The 14,038-nt window shown below is 65.3% G+C and carries 18 protein-coding genes; 10 read left to right on the forward strand and 8 right to left on the reverse strand.

All coding sequences use genetic code 11. From position 1 onward, the window contains the following. On the forward strand, positions 1-382 hold a 382-nt coding region (locus tag A5634_RS05830), incomplete at its 5' end, for an MmpS family transport accessory protein (protein ID WP_253861493.1). A gap of 2 nt (positions 383-384) precedes the next feature. On the opposite strand, the gene A5634_RS05835 is transcribed toward A5634_RS05830, so the two are convergent. Then, the gene (locus tag A5634_RS05835; RefSeq protein WP_065143136.1) at positions 385-1,089 is read right to left on the reverse strand and encodes a ferritin-like fold-containing protein; all 705 of its coding nucleotides are present in this window, start codon (positions 1,087-1,089) and stop codon (positions 385-387) included. 259 nt (positions 1,090-1,348) lie between these two features. Between A5634_RS05835 and A5634_RS05840 the strand changes: the two genes are divergently transcribed. Both A5634_RS05840 and A5634_RS05845 read left to right on the forward strand, forming a co-directional pair. Next, the gene (locus A5634_RS05840; protein WP_065143137.1) at positions 1,349-2,872 is read left to right on the forward strand and encodes a DEAD/DEAH box helicase; all 1,524 of its coding nucleotides are present in this window, start codon (positions 1,349-1,351) and stop codon (positions 2,870-2,872) included. A 26-nt stretch (positions 2,873-2,898) separates the two neighbouring features. Continuing rightward, positions 2,899-4,113: an Rv3212 family protein gene (locus A5634_RS05845; protein WP_065143138.1), complete on the forward strand. Its 1,215-nt coding sequence runs from the start codon at positions 2,899-2,901 to the stop codon at positions 4,111-4,113. Positions 4,114-4,135: 22 nt separating this feature from the next. Here A5634_RS05845 and A5634_RS05850 read toward each other — a convergent pair whose 3' ends face one another. Beyond that, positions 4,136-4,936 carry a ParA family protein gene (locus A5634_RS05850; protein WP_155769379.1) on the reverse strand — a complete coding sequence of 267 codons (801 nt, stop codon included), beginning with the start codon at positions 4,934-4,936 and terminating at the stop codon, positions 4,136-4,138. A 99-nt stretch (positions 4,937-5,035) separates the two neighbouring features. On the opposite strand from A5634_RS05850, the gene A5634_RS05855 reads away from it, so the two are divergent. The 3 genes from A5634_RS05855 to A5634_RS05865 are packed head-to-tail and all read left to right on the forward strand — an operon-like array spanning position 5,036 to position 7,205. After that, complete coding sequence (locus tag A5634_RS05855; protein ID WP_065143140.1) at positions 5,036-5,635, forward strand: acid phosphatase; 600 nt, start codon at positions 5,036-5,038, stop codon at positions 5,633-5,635. After that, on the forward strand, positions 5,632-6,729 hold the full coding sequence (locus tag A5634_RS05860; RefSeq protein WP_065143141.1) for an isochorismate synthase: 1,098 nt from the start codon (positions 5,632-5,634) through the stop codon (positions 6,727-6,729). Before A5634_RS05855 ends, A5634_RS05860 begins: the two co-directional genes overlap by 4 nt. Continuing rightward, the gene (locus A5634_RS05865; protein WP_065143142.1) at positions 6,726-7,205 is read left to right on the forward strand and encodes a GNAT family N-acetyltransferase; all 480 of its coding nucleotides are present in this window, start codon (positions 6,726-6,728) and stop codon (positions 7,203-7,205) included. The genes A5634_RS05860 and A5634_RS05865 overlap by 4 nt, the downstream gene beginning before the upstream one ends. Before the next feature lie 77 nt (positions 7,206-7,282). On the opposite strand, the gene A5634_RS05870 is transcribed toward A5634_RS05865, so the two are convergent. After that, entirely contained in the window at positions 7,283-7,669 is a 387-nt protein-coding gene (locus A5634_RS05870; RefSeq protein WP_065143143.1) for a hypothetical protein, read from the reverse strand. 102 nt (positions 7,670-7,771) lie between these two features. On the opposite strand from A5634_RS05870, the gene A5634_RS05875 reads away from it, so the two are divergent. Together A5634_RS05875 and whiB1 are read left to right on the forward strand one after the other, a co-directional pair. Further along, positions 7,772-8,728, forward strand: coding sequence for a diacylglycerol/lipid kinase family protein (locus tag A5634_RS05875; protein WP_065143144.1), 957 nt, complete (start codon positions 7,772-7,774; stop codon positions 8,726-8,728). 291 nt (positions 8,729-9,019) lie between these two features. Then, positions 9,020-9,274 (forward strand): transcriptional regulator WhiB1, encoded by a 255-nt coding sequence (whiB1, locus tag A5634_RS27070; RefSeq protein ID WP_036353357.1) that lies wholly within the window; start codon positions 9,020-9,022, stop codon positions 9,272-9,274. 56 nt (positions 9,275-9,330) lie between these two features. Here whiB1 and A5634_RS05880 read toward each other — a convergent pair whose 3' ends face one another. Together A5634_RS05880 and A5634_RS05885 are read right to left on the reverse strand one after the other, a co-directional pair. After that, positions 9,331-10,845 (reverse strand): sensor histidine kinase, encoded by a 1,515-nt coding sequence (locus tag A5634_RS05880; protein ID WP_065143145.1) that lies wholly within the window; start codon positions 10,843-10,845, stop codon positions 9,331-9,333. An 11-nt stretch (positions 10,846-10,856) separates the two neighbouring features. Beyond that, on the reverse strand, positions 10,857-11,072 hold the full coding sequence (locus tag A5634_RS05885) for a biotin/lipoyl-binding carrier protein (protein WP_065143150.1): 216 nt from the start codon (positions 11,070-11,072) through the stop codon (positions 10,857-10,859). A gap of 173 nt (positions 11,073-11,245) precedes the next feature. Between A5634_RS05885 and A5634_RS30280 the strand changes: the two genes are divergently transcribed. Continuing rightward, the gene (locus A5634_RS30280; protein ID WP_089025046.1) at positions 11,246-11,320 is read left to right on the forward strand and encodes a 50S ribosomal protein bL37; all 75 of its coding nucleotides are present in this window, start codon (positions 11,246-11,248) and stop codon (positions 11,318-11,320) included. Between the two features lie 2 nt (positions 11,321-11,322). On the opposite strand, the gene rsrA is transcribed toward A5634_RS30280, so the two are convergent. Together rsrA and A5634_RS05895 are read right to left on the reverse strand one after the other, a co-directional pair. Next, positions 11,323-11,622, reverse strand: coding sequence for a mycothiol system anti-sigma-R factor (gene rsrA, locus A5634_RS05890; RefSeq protein ID WP_065143146.1), 300 nt, complete (start codon positions 11,620-11,622; stop codon positions 11,323-11,325). Then, positions 11,619-12,260, reverse strand: a complete 642-nt coding sequence (locus tag A5634_RS05895) for a sigma-70 family RNA polymerase sigma factor (protein WP_172831631.1) — start codon at positions 12,258-12,260, stop codon at positions 11,619-11,621. Before A5634_RS05895 ends, rsrA begins: the two co-directional genes overlap by 4 nt. 247 nt (positions 12,261-12,507) lie before the next feature. On the opposite strand from A5634_RS05895, the gene A5634_RS05900 reads away from it, so the two are divergent. Then, the gene (locus A5634_RS05900) at positions 12,508-13,356 is read left to right on the forward strand and encodes an SDR family oxidoreductase (RefSeq protein ID WP_065143148.1); all 849 of its coding nucleotides are present in this window, start codon (positions 12,508-12,510) and stop codon (positions 13,354-13,356) included. A gap of 62 nt (positions 13,357-13,418) precedes the next feature. On the opposite strand, the gene A5634_RS05905 is transcribed toward A5634_RS05900, so the two are convergent. Beyond that, the coding region (locus A5634_RS05905) for an AMP-binding enzyme (protein ID WP_155769380.1) at positions 13,419-14,038 on the reverse strand (620 nt) is incomplete at its 5' end.

Raw genomic sequence — 14,038 nt, forward strand, 5'->3', positions numbered from 1 at the left:
CGTCGGCGAAGTTGTCGACGTCGAAGTCGTCATAACCGCCGAACGATTCCGCGTCCGGGTAGTCCTCGCCGCCCCGGTCCCCACCGCTACTCCGCCGGGCGCCGCACTACATCCGCGAACCGTGGTCTACAGCGTGGCGGGATCCAAGCAGCTCTTCGACCTGGTCAACATCGCCTACACCGATGCGCGCGGCTTCCCGGTCACCGAGTTCAACGTCGCGCTGCCATGGACGAAGGTCGTGGTGCTCAACCCGGGCGTACAGACCGAGTCGGTGATCGCGACCAGCATCTACAGCCAGCTGAACTGCTCGATCGTCAATGCGCAGGGTCAGCTGGTCAAAGCGTCGACCAACAACTCCTCGATTGCGACCTGCACCCGCTAGGCCTAGCTCAAACCGAGTTCACGCATCCGCTGGTCGTGGGTGTGCTGCAGCCGATCGAAAAACGGGCCAAGCTGGCTGAGGCCACCGGTGCCGGAGACCACCAAGTCGACCAGTTCGTCGTGGTCGGCCAAGAGAAACTGCGCCTGGGTGATCGCTTCACCGAGCAGCCGCCGTGACCACAGCGCCAGCCGGCTGCGCTGCTTGCCGCTGGAGGTCACCGCCGCACGTACTTCGGCGACGACGAACTGGGAATGCCCGGTCTCCGACAACGCCGCGCGCACTACGTCGGCAACCTCGTCCGGCAGCCCACCGGCGATCTCCAGATATAAATCGGCGGCCAGCGCATCACCGACATAGGTCTTAACCAAGGCTTCCAGCCACGTACTCGGCGTGGTCAGCCGGTGGTAATTCTCCAACGCCGAAACGTACTTGGACATTGCCGGCACCACGTCGACGCCGCGCTTTTCCAGCGCGTCACGCAGCAACTCGTAGTGACCCATCTCCGCGGCCGCGATGCTGGCCATGGAAATGCGGCCGCGCAGGTTGGGGGCCATCCGGGCCTCTTCGGTCAACCGGTAGAACGCCGCTACCTCGCCATACGCCAGCAGAGCGAAGAACTCGTTGACGCCGGGATGATCCGCAGCCAGCCGCGGCCTGGGCGCATCGGCCACCTTGTCGTTGGCGTCAGCGGGTGAGGGCGAAGGCATGGCAACACTTTAGTCGGCGGAATTGGCGGAAAATGGGTGCCTGCACGGTGACCGGCTATGATGCTGGGAGGTAGTGGCTGAATCTGTGCTGCTGCTGCCTGACGAAACGCCAAAGAAATGTGCGTGCACGCAACTGGCCCGCCCGCATCTCATCGCGGGCCTCGGCGACGTAATCGGAGTCGGAAATCGTGCGCGCGAACCGCGACACAGAAGCACCGACATCAGTTCGATTACTCACCGAGAGGCTCTTCAACCGCGTATGACCGCACTCAAAAGCACCACTGGACACACATTTGCTAACCTCGGCGTCCGCGACGAAATAGTGCGCGCACTGGCCGAAAAGGGCATCGAGACTCCCTTTGCTATCCAGGAGCTCACGCTGCCGCTCGCACTGGCCGGCGAGGATGTGATCGGCCAGGCACGCACCGGAATGGGCAAGACGTTCGGGTTTGGTGTGCCGCTGCTGCAGCGCATCACCTCCGACACCGCGAACCGGCCGCTGACCGGCGCCCCACGGGCCCTGGTCGTGGTACCCACCCGCGAGCTGTGCCTGCAGGTCACCGGCGACCTGGCCACCGCCGCCAAGTACCTGACCGCCACCACCGAAGACGGCTCCGAGCGCCCGTTGTCGGTGATCTCCATTTATGGTGGCCGGGCCTACGAACCGCAAATCGAAGCGCTGCACAAGGGTGTCGACGTCGTGATTGGCACCCCGGGCCGGTTGCTCGACCTGTGCCAGCAGGGCCACCTGCAGCTGGGCGGGTTGTCCGTGCTGGTTCTCGACGAGGCCGACGAGATGCTCGATCTGGGCTTCTTGCCAGATATCGAGCGCATCCTGCGTCAGATCCCGGCCGACCGCCAGGCGATGCTGTTCTCGGCGACCATGCCGGACCCCATCATCACGCTGGCCCGCACCTTCATGGTCCAGCCCACCCACATTCGCGCCGAAGCCCCGCACTCCCTGGCCGTGCACGACACCACCGAGCAGTTCGTCTACCGCGCACACGCGCTGGACAAGGTGGAGTTGGTCAGCCGGATTCTGCAGGCCGATGGGCGGGGCGCGACGATGATCTTCACTCGCACCAAGCGCACTGCTCAGAAAGTGGCCGACGAGTTGAACGAGCGTGGTTTCGCAGTAGGCGCCGTGCATGGCGACCTCGGGCAGATCGCCCGCGAGAAGGCACTCAAGGCGTTCCGGGCCGGCGACGTCAACGTCCTGGTCGCCACCGACGTTGCCGCCCGCGGCATCGACATCGACGACATCACCCACGTCATCAATTACCAGTGCCCCGAGGACGAGAAAATGTACGTCCACCGCATCGGGCGCACCGGTCGCGCCGGCCGCACCGGCATCGCGGTCACCCTGGTGGACTGGGACGAGCTGGAACGCTGGACGATGATCGACAAGGCACTCGGCCTGGGTTCTCCAGATCCGTCCGAGACCTACTCGAACTCGCCGCACCTGTATTCCGAGCTGTCCATCCCGACCGACGCCGGTAGCACCGTCGGTAAGCCGCGCAAGGCACCGGTCAAGCGTCGCGAAGCCAGCAGTGGCAGTTCCGAGCGTCCGGCCCGTCGCCCCGACCGGCGCAAGCGCACCCGCGGCGGCAAGCCCGTCACCGGCCATCCGGCGGCCAATCCCGCCGCGAGCAGTGACGTTCCTTCCGACGCGGATTCACCGGCCGGCTCCGGGGCCGCACCCGGCGCAGCGTCCAACAGCACCCGGCGGCGCCGTCGTCGGCGCAAGCCGGCGGATGCTTCCACGGCCTTGCAGTCCAACTGACGGTCTAGCTGAGCCATACTCACCGAATGGTCCGACCCGAGCGCCGAACCAAGACCGATATTGCTGCCGCCGCGGCGATCGCGGTTGTCGTTGGCGTGGTTGCGGCCCTGATCTGGTGGACCAGCGATTCCCGGGGCGCGATCAGCCGGCCGGCAGCGGCTCCGGTGCCCACTCCGACCCAGGCGCGAGAGGTGCCGGCCACCTTGCGCCAGCTCTGGACCGCTCCGAGTCCGGCCACCCGGGTCCCGGTGGTGGCGGCCGGCGCGGTGGTCACGGCGGGCGGCCGGGAGGTGCAGGGACGCGATCCCGGTACCGGCCAGACCGTGTGGAGCTACTCCCGCGACACCGACCTGTGCGGGGCGACCTGGGTGTACCGCTATGCAGTCGCGGTGTACCGCGACGACCGAGGCTGCGGCCAAGTCAGCACCATCGACGGTACGACCGGTCGCCGCGGTCCCAGCCGCAGCAGCTACGCCGATCCGACGGTGCGCCTATCTTCGGACGGCACGACGGTCTTGTCGGCGGGCCGCACCCGCTTGGAGATGTGGCGTTCGGACATGGTCCGGATGATGTCCTACGGCGAGACCGATGCCCGGGTGAAACCGGTGAACCGGGGGCTGAACTCCGGCTGCACGCTAGAGTCGGCGACGGCCAGTTCATCGGCGGTAGCGGTGCTCGAGGCATGCGCGGACCAGGCGGACCTCAAGCTGGTACTGCTGCGGCCGGGCAAAGAGGAAGACGAGCCCCAACAACAGAGCGTTCAGGAACCCGGGGTTCGGCCGGGCACCGGCGCCCGGGTGCTGGTGGTTTCGCAGAGCCGCACCGCGGTATACCTGCCGACTCCGCAGCCGCGCGTCGACGTCGTCGACGACACCGGCACCACCGTGTCCAGCATTCTGCTGGCAGGTCCCCCCTCGGAATCCGCGATGGCGTCACAGAGCGGGAACCTGGTCACCTGGTGGACTGGCGACGCGCTGCTGGTGTTCGACGCGAGCACCCTGACCCAGCGCTACACCATTGCCGCAGGGGAAACTGCCGCACCGCTGGGTCCGGGGGTGATGATGGCCGGCCAGTTGCTGGTACCGATTACCGGCGCGCTCGGGGTGTACGACCCGGTCAGCGGTGAGCCCAGCCGGTACATCCCGGTGGAACGGCAGCCCAGCAGCTCAGCGGTGATCCCGGTGGTTTCGGGTTCGCGGGTGATCGAACAGCGCGGCGACACCATCGTGGCGCTGGGCTAGGTTGCGTCTGTTCGCGGTGGGACTAGTAGTCGACCGCGAAAGTGGGCAGCGCCTTGCCGGTCTTCCAGTGCTTGAGCAATGCCTGCGCCAACTCCCGGTAGGCCACTCCACCCTTGGTCTTACGCCCGGCCAGCACCGATGAACCCGAGGCGCTGGCCTCGGCGAATCGCACCGTCCGCGGGATCGGCGGGGCCAGCACCGGCAGCTCGTAGCGGTCGGCGACGTCGACCAACACGTCGCGGGTGTGGGTGGTCCGGGAGTCATACAGCGTCGGCAGCGCGCCCAGCAGCCGCAGGTTCGGGTTGGTGATCTGCTGGACATCGGAAACGGTACGCAGAAACTGCCCTACCCCCCGATGGGCCAACGTCTCGCACTGCAGCGGCACGATGACCTCGTCGGCGGCGGTGAGCCCGTTGAGCGTCAGCACACCCAGCGACGGCGGGCAGTCGACGATCACCACGTCGAAATCGTCGGCAACCTTGGCAAGCGCCCGCTTGAGCGCATATTCGCGCCCGGCCCGCATCAACAGCATCGCCTCGGCACCGGCCAGGTCGATGTTGGCCGGCAGGAGAGTCATTCCCTCCACGGTGGTCACCAGCGCGGCGTTGGGTTCAACGTCACCGAGCAACACCTCGTGCACCGAGACGGCCAGTTTGTCCGGATCCTGTCCCAGTGAAAACGTCAAACATCCTTGCGGGTCCAGGTCGACGAGCAGCACCCGGCGTCCTTCATCCACCATCGCCGCACCGAGCGAGGCGACCGTCGTCGTCTTGGCCACACCGCCCTTCTGGTTGGCCACCGCCAGTACGCGCATTTGTGTCACAGTGCCCATCCTGGCATGTACTGCCCAGGGCATGACGGGCGACAGCCCCGGCACAACCCTGGGGTGTCGTCTGGCGCGTCTCGGGCAGAATCGGTCGACATGGGCGTGCCTAACCATCGACTGCTGCTGTTGCGCCACGGCGAGACCGAGTGGTCGCTGTCGGGTCAGCACACCGGTCGCACCGACATCGAACTCACCGATGCGGGCCGGACTCAGGCCGTGTTGGCGGCTCGGGTGCTCCAACAACTCGAGCTCAAGGACCCTTTGGTGGTCAGCAGCCCACGCAAACGCTCGCTGATGACGGCGGAGTTGGCCGGACTCCACGTCGACGAGGTGACCGAGCTGTTGGCCGAATGGGATTACGGCTCCTACGAGGGGCTGACAACGGACCAGATCCGCGAATCCGACCCAGACTGGCTGGTGTGGACACATGGCTGTCCCGACGGGGAGACCGTGGCGCAGGTCAGCGACCGGGCCGACCAGGCCATTGCCATGGCACTCGAGCACGCTGCCACCCGTGATGTGCTGTTTGTCAGCCATGGTCATTTCTCGCGCGCGGTGATTACCCGGTGGGTGGAATTGCCGCTGCAGGAAGGCAGCCGCTTCGGCATGGTCACCGCGTCGGTCGCGGTCTGCGGGTACGAGCACGGGCTGCGACAGCTCGCCACGCTCGGGCTGACCGGTCATGGATACCTGTGACGTTTGACGAGCCGCCCTTCGTGCTCAGCGGACCCCGCGGCACGTTGATCGCCGACGGGGTGCGCAGCCGCTACTCCGACATCGCTGCGGCACAATCGGCGCTGCGGTCCGGGGACGCGCCAATAGTGTTGGGCGCCTTGCCCTTTGACATAACTCAGCCAGCCGCGTTGCTGGCGCCGGATGCCGTGACACGCGTGCTGCCCAACTGGCCGACCCGGCCGACCGGGCCAGCGGTGCGAATCGACGCCGCTTTGCCGTCGAGTGCCGAACACCGGGACCGGATTAGTCGGGCCCGCAAACAGCTTGCCGCGCCGGACGATTCGTTGCGCAAGGTGGTGCTGGCTCGGGCGTTGCGGTTGTCCGCCGACACGCCGCTGGACGGACGCGCCACGCTGCTCAAACTGCTGGCCGCGGACCCGAGCGCATACGGTTACCTCGTCGATTTGACCGCTGCCGGTGCCGACTACGCGGGCACCGCGCTGGTGGGGGCCAGCCCGGAGCTTCTGGTCGCCCGCGCTGGAGATCAGGTGGTGTGCCGTCCCTTCGCCGGTTCGGCGCCACGTTCCCCGGATCCGTCGGTCGACGCGGCCAACGGCGCGGCGCTTGCGGGCTCGGATAAGAACCGTCACGAGCACCAGTTGGTGATCGATACCATGCGCGCGGCCCTTGAGCCCTTGTGCGACGACCTTGCCATCGCGCCCGAACCGCAACTGAGCCGCACCGCCGCGGTCTGGCACCTGTGCACTCCGATCGTCGGACGACTACGCGATAACGCAACTACCGCAATCGATTTAGCCTTCGCGCTACACCCGACGCCCGCGGTCGGCGGGGTGCCGACGGCAGCCGCCACCGAACTGATCGGCGCGCTGGAAGGCGATCGCGGCTTCTATGCCGGCGCGGTGGGCTGGTGCGACGCACGCGGCGACGGCGACTGGGTGGTGGCCATCCGATGCGCCGAGTTGTCGGCCGATCGCCGAACGGCGCTGGCGCGCGCGGGCGGCGGTATTGTCGCCGAATCCGATCCTGACGACGAAGTCGCCGAGACCACAACAAAATTCGTCACGATACTCAATGCGCTGGGAGTCGAGCAGTGACCGAGAACATCCGCCGCGCGACCCCGAACGACGTGGCTGACATGACCGCCATGATTCACGAACTCGCCGCATTCGAGCACGCCGCCGACGAATGCACGGTAACCGAAATGCAGCTCTCGACAGCCCTTTTCGGTGATACGCCGGCGGTGTTCGGCCACGTCACCGAAGTCGACAATGCTATCGCCGCGATGGCGCTGTGGTTTCTGAACTTCTCCACCTGGGACGGCGTCGCGGGCATCTATCTGGAAGATCTCTACGTGCGGCCGGCCTTTCGCCGCCGCGGGCTGGCTCGCAGACTGTTGTCGACGCTGGCCGCAGAATGCGTCCGCAACGGCTACACCCGGCTTTCGTGGGCGGTACTGAACTGGAATACCGATGCGATCGCGCTCTACGACGGGGTCGGCGGGCAACCGCAGACCGAGTGGACTACTTATCGCGTCTCCGGCCCGGAATTGGCGGCACTGGGCTCTGTTTAGTTGCCGCGAGCCGAACCTGGCGGCGAATTTCGCCACTGAATTTCGCAGCCAGGTTGGGCTCGCGAGCCCGTAAGCACCTAGTCGCGACCGGCCGCCCAGCGCACGGCCGAACCACTGAAGAGCAGGGCGAGTGTGACCAGCGCGACCAGGCCCAGGGGAATCCCGAACGCCAGCCGATGCGAACCCACCGCCAAATACCAGGCCACGGGTAGCAGCAGGAGCTGGGTGAACACGCCCAACCCGCGACCCCAGCGCCGGCCCGTCACCAAGGCCCATCCCCCAGCCAACACCCCGCCACCGATCAAGACGAACCACGACGCGGTACCCAGCCCATTGACCACGTGCTGGTCTGCGCCAGCAAGGCCGCGAACGAGCAGGATCACCGCCACGATCAACGCCGCGACTCCCTGTGCCACGACGATGAATCCGGCACGACGGACGGTGGATGGGGCGGCAACGGTCACAGCGCCAGCGTAAAGCGTGGGGTTAACCCCATGCCCCCGATTGCCGCACTCCTTTGCGGCCCGTACCGGCCCGCATCGTCGCACGGCCTAGGCTCACACCTCATGCGCGCCATGTTGATCGTCAATCCGATTGCCACCACCATCACGCCCGCAGCTCGCGAACTGGTGGTTCAGGCCCTCAACAGCCGCGTCGACCTCACCATCGAGCCCACCACCCACGCTGGCCACGCTGAAGATCTCGGCCGCAAGGCAGCCGCGGACGGATTCGACCTGGTCGTCGTCTATGGCGGTGACGGAACGGTGAGCGCGGTGGTCAACGGCATGCTCGGCCGCCCGGGTTCCACGCCGGCCGGACCCGTTCCCGCGGTGGGCATCATCCCCGGTGGCTCGGCAAATGTGCTGGCCAGGGCGCTGGGCATACCGCGAGACGCGACCGGCGCGATAAACCAGCTCCTCACGCTGCTCGACGACTACGAACAGCACCGACAGTGGCGGCGCATCTCGCTGATCGACTGCGGCGAGATATACGCGCTGGTGAACGCTGGAATGGGAGTGGATGCCGAGGTGGTGCGGGCGGTCGAAGAGGAGCGCCGAAAGGGACACAAGATCACGCCCGTGCGCTATTGGCGGGTAGCGGTGCCCGTGTCGGTGCGGTTCAGCCGCCGCGAGCCGAATCTCATCCTGGAGCGGCCCGGTCAGCCGCCCGTATCGGGAGTCCACTTCGTGTGGGTGTCCAACACCAACCCGTGGACCTACAGCGACGACCGGCCCATGGTCACCAACCCCGGCTGCAGCTTCGAGTCGGGTCTAGGCCTGTTTGCGCTCACGAGCATGAAGCTGATTCCCACCCTCCGACTGCTGCGTCAGCTGCTGGCGAAGCGGCCGAAGCTGGAGGCCAAGCAACTGATTCGTGACGACGACGTCAGTTACGTACGAATAACCAAGATGGCGACGCCGGCCGCCTGCCAGTACGACGGGGAGTACCTCGGGTTGCGCGAATCCATGACGTTCCGGACCGTCCCAGACGCATTGGCGGTCGTCGCACCGCTGCCCAAATAGGGCTTGTGACCTGTGGAAATCAAAGATGTGACAAGCTCGCGACAAAAATGTGGGGCGAAATCCGCCAGGTAGTGTAGTACAACTGAGTAAGGGCCTGGGTAAGAGTTCGTTGAAGTGAGATACCCCACGGGCTCACGTAAAACTATTGACATCCGTTGAGCCTGTGAAACGATCAAAAGGTTGCATGCAGAGATATGCAGAGGTACGAAAACCTTTCTTGCGCAGCTCAACAGCCAAGAAGAAAAAAATGCCCGTGCGCAGTGCTGCGCACATAGTAAGGAGTAGCTACTAATGGATTGGCGCCACAGGGCGGTCTGCCGTGACGAGGATCCGGAGCTGTTCTTCCCGGTTGGGAACAGCGGCCCGGCCCTCGCTCAGATCGCTGACGCGAAACTGGTCTGTAATCGGTGTCCGGTGACCACAGAGTGTCTCGGATGGGCTCTGAATACTGGTCAGGACTCGGGCGTCTGGGGCGGGATGAGCGAAGACGAGCGACGTGCACTCAAGCGTCGCAACGCCCGGACGAAGGCCCGCAGCGGAGTCTGACTCAGCTAAGCAGTAATACGGCCTCGGCAGCTTCTGCCGGGGCCGTATTGTTGCGCTCATACGAGCAACCGGCTGATTCGGCCGATCGGCACTCTCAGCACCACATCGGTTCCACGTTCTGCGCCTTCCCGCATACTCAGCGAACCGTCCAACTCCGCCGACACCAGAGTCCGCACGATTTGCAGACCCAGGCTGTCCGACTTCTCCAGGCTGAAACCGTCGGGTAAGCCCCGCCCGTCGTCGTGGACGACGACGTCGAGCCAGCGCGCGGAACGCTCCGCGCGAATTGTCACCGACCCACCGGTGGCCGTCGGGTCGAATGCGTGCTCGATGGCGTTCTGCACCAATTCGGTGATGACCATGATCAGCGCCGTGGCACGGTCCGAATCCAGCACGCCCAGATCGCCGACCCGGTTGATCCGGATCGGCCGATCTACCGATGCCACATCGTTCATGATCGGCAGGATTCGGTCGATGACCTCGTCCAGGTTCACCTGCTCGTCCACCGACATCGACAGCGCATCGTGCACCAGGGCGATCGAGGACACCCGGCGCACCGACTCGATGAGCGCCTCTCGGCCCTCAGCGTTGACGGTCCGGCGGGCCTGCAACCGCAGCAGTGCCGCCACCGTTTGGAGGTTGTTCTTCACCCGGTGGTGGATTTCGCGGATCGTGGCGTCCTTGGAAATCAACGCCCGGTCCCGCCGCTTTACCTCGGTGACGTCGCGAATCAGGATCGCCGCACCCACGTTCTGGCCATGGACCACCAGTGGCAGGGTCCGCAGCAGCACGGTGGCCCCACCGGCGTCGACCTCCATGCGCATGCTCGACCCGCCAGCGAGCAGGTTGAGCACGTGCTCGGCCACCTCCTGCGCCTCGAACGGGTCCGAGATCAGGGGCCGGGTGACGTTGATGAGGTTGTGACCCTCCAACTCGCTGCTCAGTCCCATCCGGTGGTATGCCGACAGCGCGTTGGGGCTCGCGTAGGCGACGACGCCGTCGACGTCAAGACGGATGAAGCCGTCCCCGGCGCGTGGCGTCGAACGCGACATGGCGACGTCGCCAACGTCCGGGAACGTCCCCTCGGCGATCATCTGCAGTAGATCGGTGGCGCATTCCCGGTAGGCGGTTTCCAGATGTCCAGACATCCGCTGGGCGGCCAGTTCGGTTTGGTGCTGGGTAAGCACCGCCACCACTTGCTCGCCGTACCGAACCGGCGAGGCGTCGACGTTCGGTCCGGGTAGCTGCCACGAATGTCGTTCGGCCGCTTCGCTTTCACGCATCGCTTCGCGGCTGGAACGGCCGGTTGCGAAGGTCTCGGCGACCAGTGGAAGGCGGTCGCCCGAGACGACGCTGCCCACCGCGTCGGTCTGCAGAACGGTCGGCGCGGTGTTGGGCCGGCATTGCGCGACACACACCAATACGTCGTCATCGCGGCGCACCCACATGAGGTAGTCGGCGAAGGACAAGTCCGCCAAGAGCTGCCATTCCCCCACCACGGCATGCAGATGGTCGACGGCATTGCCGGGCAGCACCGTGTGCTCGGCGAGCAGATTACCGAGAGTGGACAACGTGCAGAGAGTTAGCTGATCACGGCGATCAGGTCGCCGGCCTGAATCACGTCGCCGACCGAGACGCTCACCTTGCTGACGGTTCCGCCGACCTCGGCCAGGACCGGGATTTCCATCTTCATGGATTCCAGCAGTACGACGACGTCACCCTGCCCGATTTGGTCGCCTTCGTTGACCACGACTTCGAGCACGCTGGCCACAATCTCGGCGCGAACCTCCTCGGACATCATCACCCCACTCGTTTCGGCCGATTGTTGCGTATATCGAACCATAAGGCCGGTCGGGACCAATTCGCGCGGGCTAATGAGGGCTTGTCGGCGTGCACATGAGACAATGGGTAGCAATCCAGCGGCTGGTAGCCGCCCTGCCCTGACGAAATCAGTCGAAACGAGGTTGAACCATGGCCAAGCGTGGCCGTAAGAAGCGTGACCGCAAGTACAGCAAGGCCAACCACGGCAAGCGGCCCAACGCCTAGTTTCAGACCTCGCCGCGGATGATGGTGGTCCGCCGGATCTCCAGCCGCAGGCGTTCGCGCAGGCCCTCCGGGGCCTTCTCACCACTGCATTTGGTGAAGATCAATTCCTTGATCCGCTCCTCGAGGCCGTAATGCTGGAAGCATCCGGGGCAAGCCTCGAGGTGCCGTTTGAGGATCTCTCGCTCATCAGGCTGGCACTCGCCGTCAAGCAAGGTCCAGATCTGAGCGATCACCTGGGCGCAACCCAGGTGGGAGTCATGGTTGCCCGAGCAGGAGCCGGTTGAGCCGGAGATCTCACTCATGACGACACCTCCTCGTGCCTGTGTTCACCGCGGACAAAACCCCGTTCTTTGGCCACGTCGGACAATAGTTCGCGCAGTTGGCGTCGCCCTCGGTGCAGCCGAGACATCACCGTACCGATCGGTGTTCCCATGATGTCGGCGATCTCTTTATACGGAAAACCTTCGACGTCCGCGTAATAAACGGCCATCCGAAATTCTTCCGGCAACGCCTGCAGGGCCGCTTTGATCTCGGTGTCGGGCAGCGCTTCTAGCGCCTCGACCTCGGCGGATCGCAATCCGGTCGAGGAATGCTCGGCGTTGGCCGCCAATTGCCAGTCGGTGATCTCATCGGTCGGATATTCCGAGGGCTGCCGCTGCTTCTTGCGGTAGCTGTTGATGTAAGTGTTGGTGAGGATGCGGTACAGCCAAGCCTTGAGGTTGGTGCCTTCCCGGAACGAACGGAACCCGGCGTAGGCCTTCACCATCGTCTCCTGCAGCAGGTCCTCGGCATCTGCCGGATTGCGCGTCATCCGCAACGCGCCGCCGTAGAGCTGGTCGAGTAGCGGAATAGCATCGCGCTCGAAGCGCGCCGTCAGCTGGGCATCGGTCTCCGCGGGCGGCGCGACCTCGGACTCGCGCGCGCCGTCGATGTCGGGCATCTTGCTCAAGACGCTCCCTTCGGTTGCGGTGTTCCCGGACGGCGCCAACAGCGTCGCCGGACTCGCAAGGAAGCGATCCAACCGCACCGCACCCAACAGGCCCGTCGCAGTTGACACCGGGTTCCCTCCTCACAATCTAAAGGCCGCGACCGACAGATGCAGTCATCGCCTCCAATAACGGAAATTTCGGACGCACTATTTCCGCCCGCGGTGTCCGCCGATTCGGCGTGACGTTAATGTGACGGCCATGTCCCTTAACGGCAAGACCATGTTTATTTCCGGCGCCAGCCGCGGCATCGGCCTGGCGATCGCCAAGCGCGCCGCCCAAGACGGCGCCAACATCGCCCTGATCGCCAAGACCGCCGAGCCCCACCCGAAGCTCCCCGGCACGGTATACACCGCGGCCAAGGAACTCGAAGAAGCCGGCGGACAGGCGCTGCCCATCGTCGGGGACGTCCGCGACCCGGACTCGGTCGAATCCGCCGTGGCCAAGACCGTCGAGCAGTTCGGTGGCATCGACATCTGCGTGAACAACGCCTCGGCGATCAACCTGGGGTCCATTAGCGAGGTGCCGATGAAGCGCTTCGATCTGATGAACGGCATCCAGGTGCGCGGGACCTACGCGGTGTCGCAGGCCTGTCTGAAGCACATGAAGGGTCGGGAGAACCCGCACGTCCTGACGCTGTCGCCGCCGGTGCTGCTGGGCAGCGAATGGTTGAAGCCGACCGCCTACATGATGGCCAAGTTCGGTATGACGTTGTGCGCCTTGGGTATTGCCGAGGAGATGCGCGAGGAAGGCATTGCGTCCAACACTTTGTGGCCGCGCACCCTGGTGGCCACCGCCGCGGTACAGAACCTGCTCGGCGGCGACGAGGCGATGGGACGGGCCCGCAAACCCGAGGTCTACTCCGACGCCGCATACGTCATCCTCAACAAGCCCGCCCGCGAGTACACCGGTCAAATGCTGCTGTGTGAGGACGTGCTCGTCGACTCCGGCGTCACCGATTTGTCGGTCTACGACTGCATCCCCGGCTCGAAGCTGGGCGTCGACTTCTGGGTGGACGGGGTAAACCCGCCGGGGTACTCCGGCCCCTGACCCCGCCCCCGTGATCGCAAGCGCGGCGAAGCCGGGTGGCGTGTTCCCGCTGAATGAGTCCGTCAAGTTTTGGAGTCCTGTGGCTCGGTCTCGGGCTGGAAGCGACGATTACCAGATGGCTGGTCGGAAGGTTTGATTTCCCGCTTGAGCACCTTGCCGGTCGGGCCTTTCGGCAGGGCATCGACGAACCAGATTCGACGCGGGTACTTGTAGGCGGCCACACGGGCCTTGACGTAGTCGCGAAGCTCGTCGGTACCGACGCTCGCGCCCTTCTTGAGTGCGACGGCGGCACCCACCTCTTCGCCGAGTTCGTCGTGCGGCACACCGACGACCGCGGCTTCGGCCACCGCCGGATGCTCGTAGAGCACTTCCTCGATCTCACGGGGATAGACGTTGTAGCCGCCGCGGATGATCATGTCCTTGGTGCGGTCGACGATGAAGAAGTAGCCGTCCTCGTCAACGCGTCCGACATCGCCGGTCGACAGCCAACCGTCCTCGGAGACGGTGGCTTTGGTGGCATCGGGCAGATTCCAGTAACCCTTCATGACATTGTGGCCTCGGATCTGAATCTCACCCGGCTCACCCTGGGCCACCTCGGCGCCGTTGCCATCGACTACGCGCATTTCGACGCCCTCGACCGGGGTGCCGATAGAGCCCGCCTTACGCGGCCGGTCAGGATGGT

The sequence above is a fragment of the Mycobacterium asiaticum genome (genome assembly GCF_001673365.1).
GTDB classification, from domain to species: domain Bacteria; phylum Actinomycetota; class Actinomycetes; order Mycobacteriales; family Mycobacteriaceae; genus Mycobacterium; species Mycobacterium asiaticum_A.

What these genes read in the sequence shown, in the direction of transcription:
- whiB1 (WP_036353357.1), top strand. Translation starts at nt 9,020, where the DNA reads ATGGATTGGCGCCACAGGGCGGTCTGCCGTGACGAGGATCCGGAGCTG.
- A5634_RS05875 (WP_065143144.1), top strand. Translation starts at nt 7,772, where the DNA reads ATGCGCGCCATGTTGATCGTCAATCCGATTGCCACCACCATCACGCCC.
- A5634_RS05845 (WP_065143138.1), top strand. Translation starts at nt 2,899, where the DNA reads ATGGTCCGACCCGAGCGCCGAACCAAGACCGATATTGCTGCCGCCGCG.
- A5634_RS05855 (WP_065143140.1), top strand. Translation starts at nt 5,036, where the DNA reads ATGGGCGTGCCTAACCATCGACTGCTGCTGTTGCGCCACGGCGAGACC.
- A5634_RS05885 (WP_065143150.1), bottom strand. Translation starts at nt 11,072, where the DNA reads ATGTCCGAGGAGGTTCGCGCCGAGATTGTGGCCAGCGTGCTCGAAGTC.
- A5634_RS05840 (WP_065143137.1), top strand. Translation starts at nt 1,349, where the DNA reads ATGACCGCACTCAAAAGCACCACTGGACACACATTTGCTAACCTCGGC.
- A5634_RS05900 (WP_065143148.1), top strand. Translation starts at nt 12,508, where the DNA reads ATGTCCCTTAACGGCAAGACCATGTTTATTTCCGGCGCCAGCCGCGGC.
- A5634_RS05895 (WP_172831631.1), bottom strand. Translation starts at nt 12,260, where the DNA reads ATGCCCGACATCGACGGCGCGCGCGAGTCCGAGGTCGCGCCGCCCGCG.
- A5634_RS05835 (WP_065143136.1), bottom strand. Translation starts at nt 1,089, where the DNA reads ATGCCTTCGCCCTCACCCGCTGACGCCAACGACAAGGTGGCCGATGCG.
- rsrA (WP_065143146.1), bottom strand. Translation starts at nt 11,622, where the DNA reads ATGAGTGAGATCTCCGGCTCAACCGGCTCCTGCTCGGGCAACCATGAC.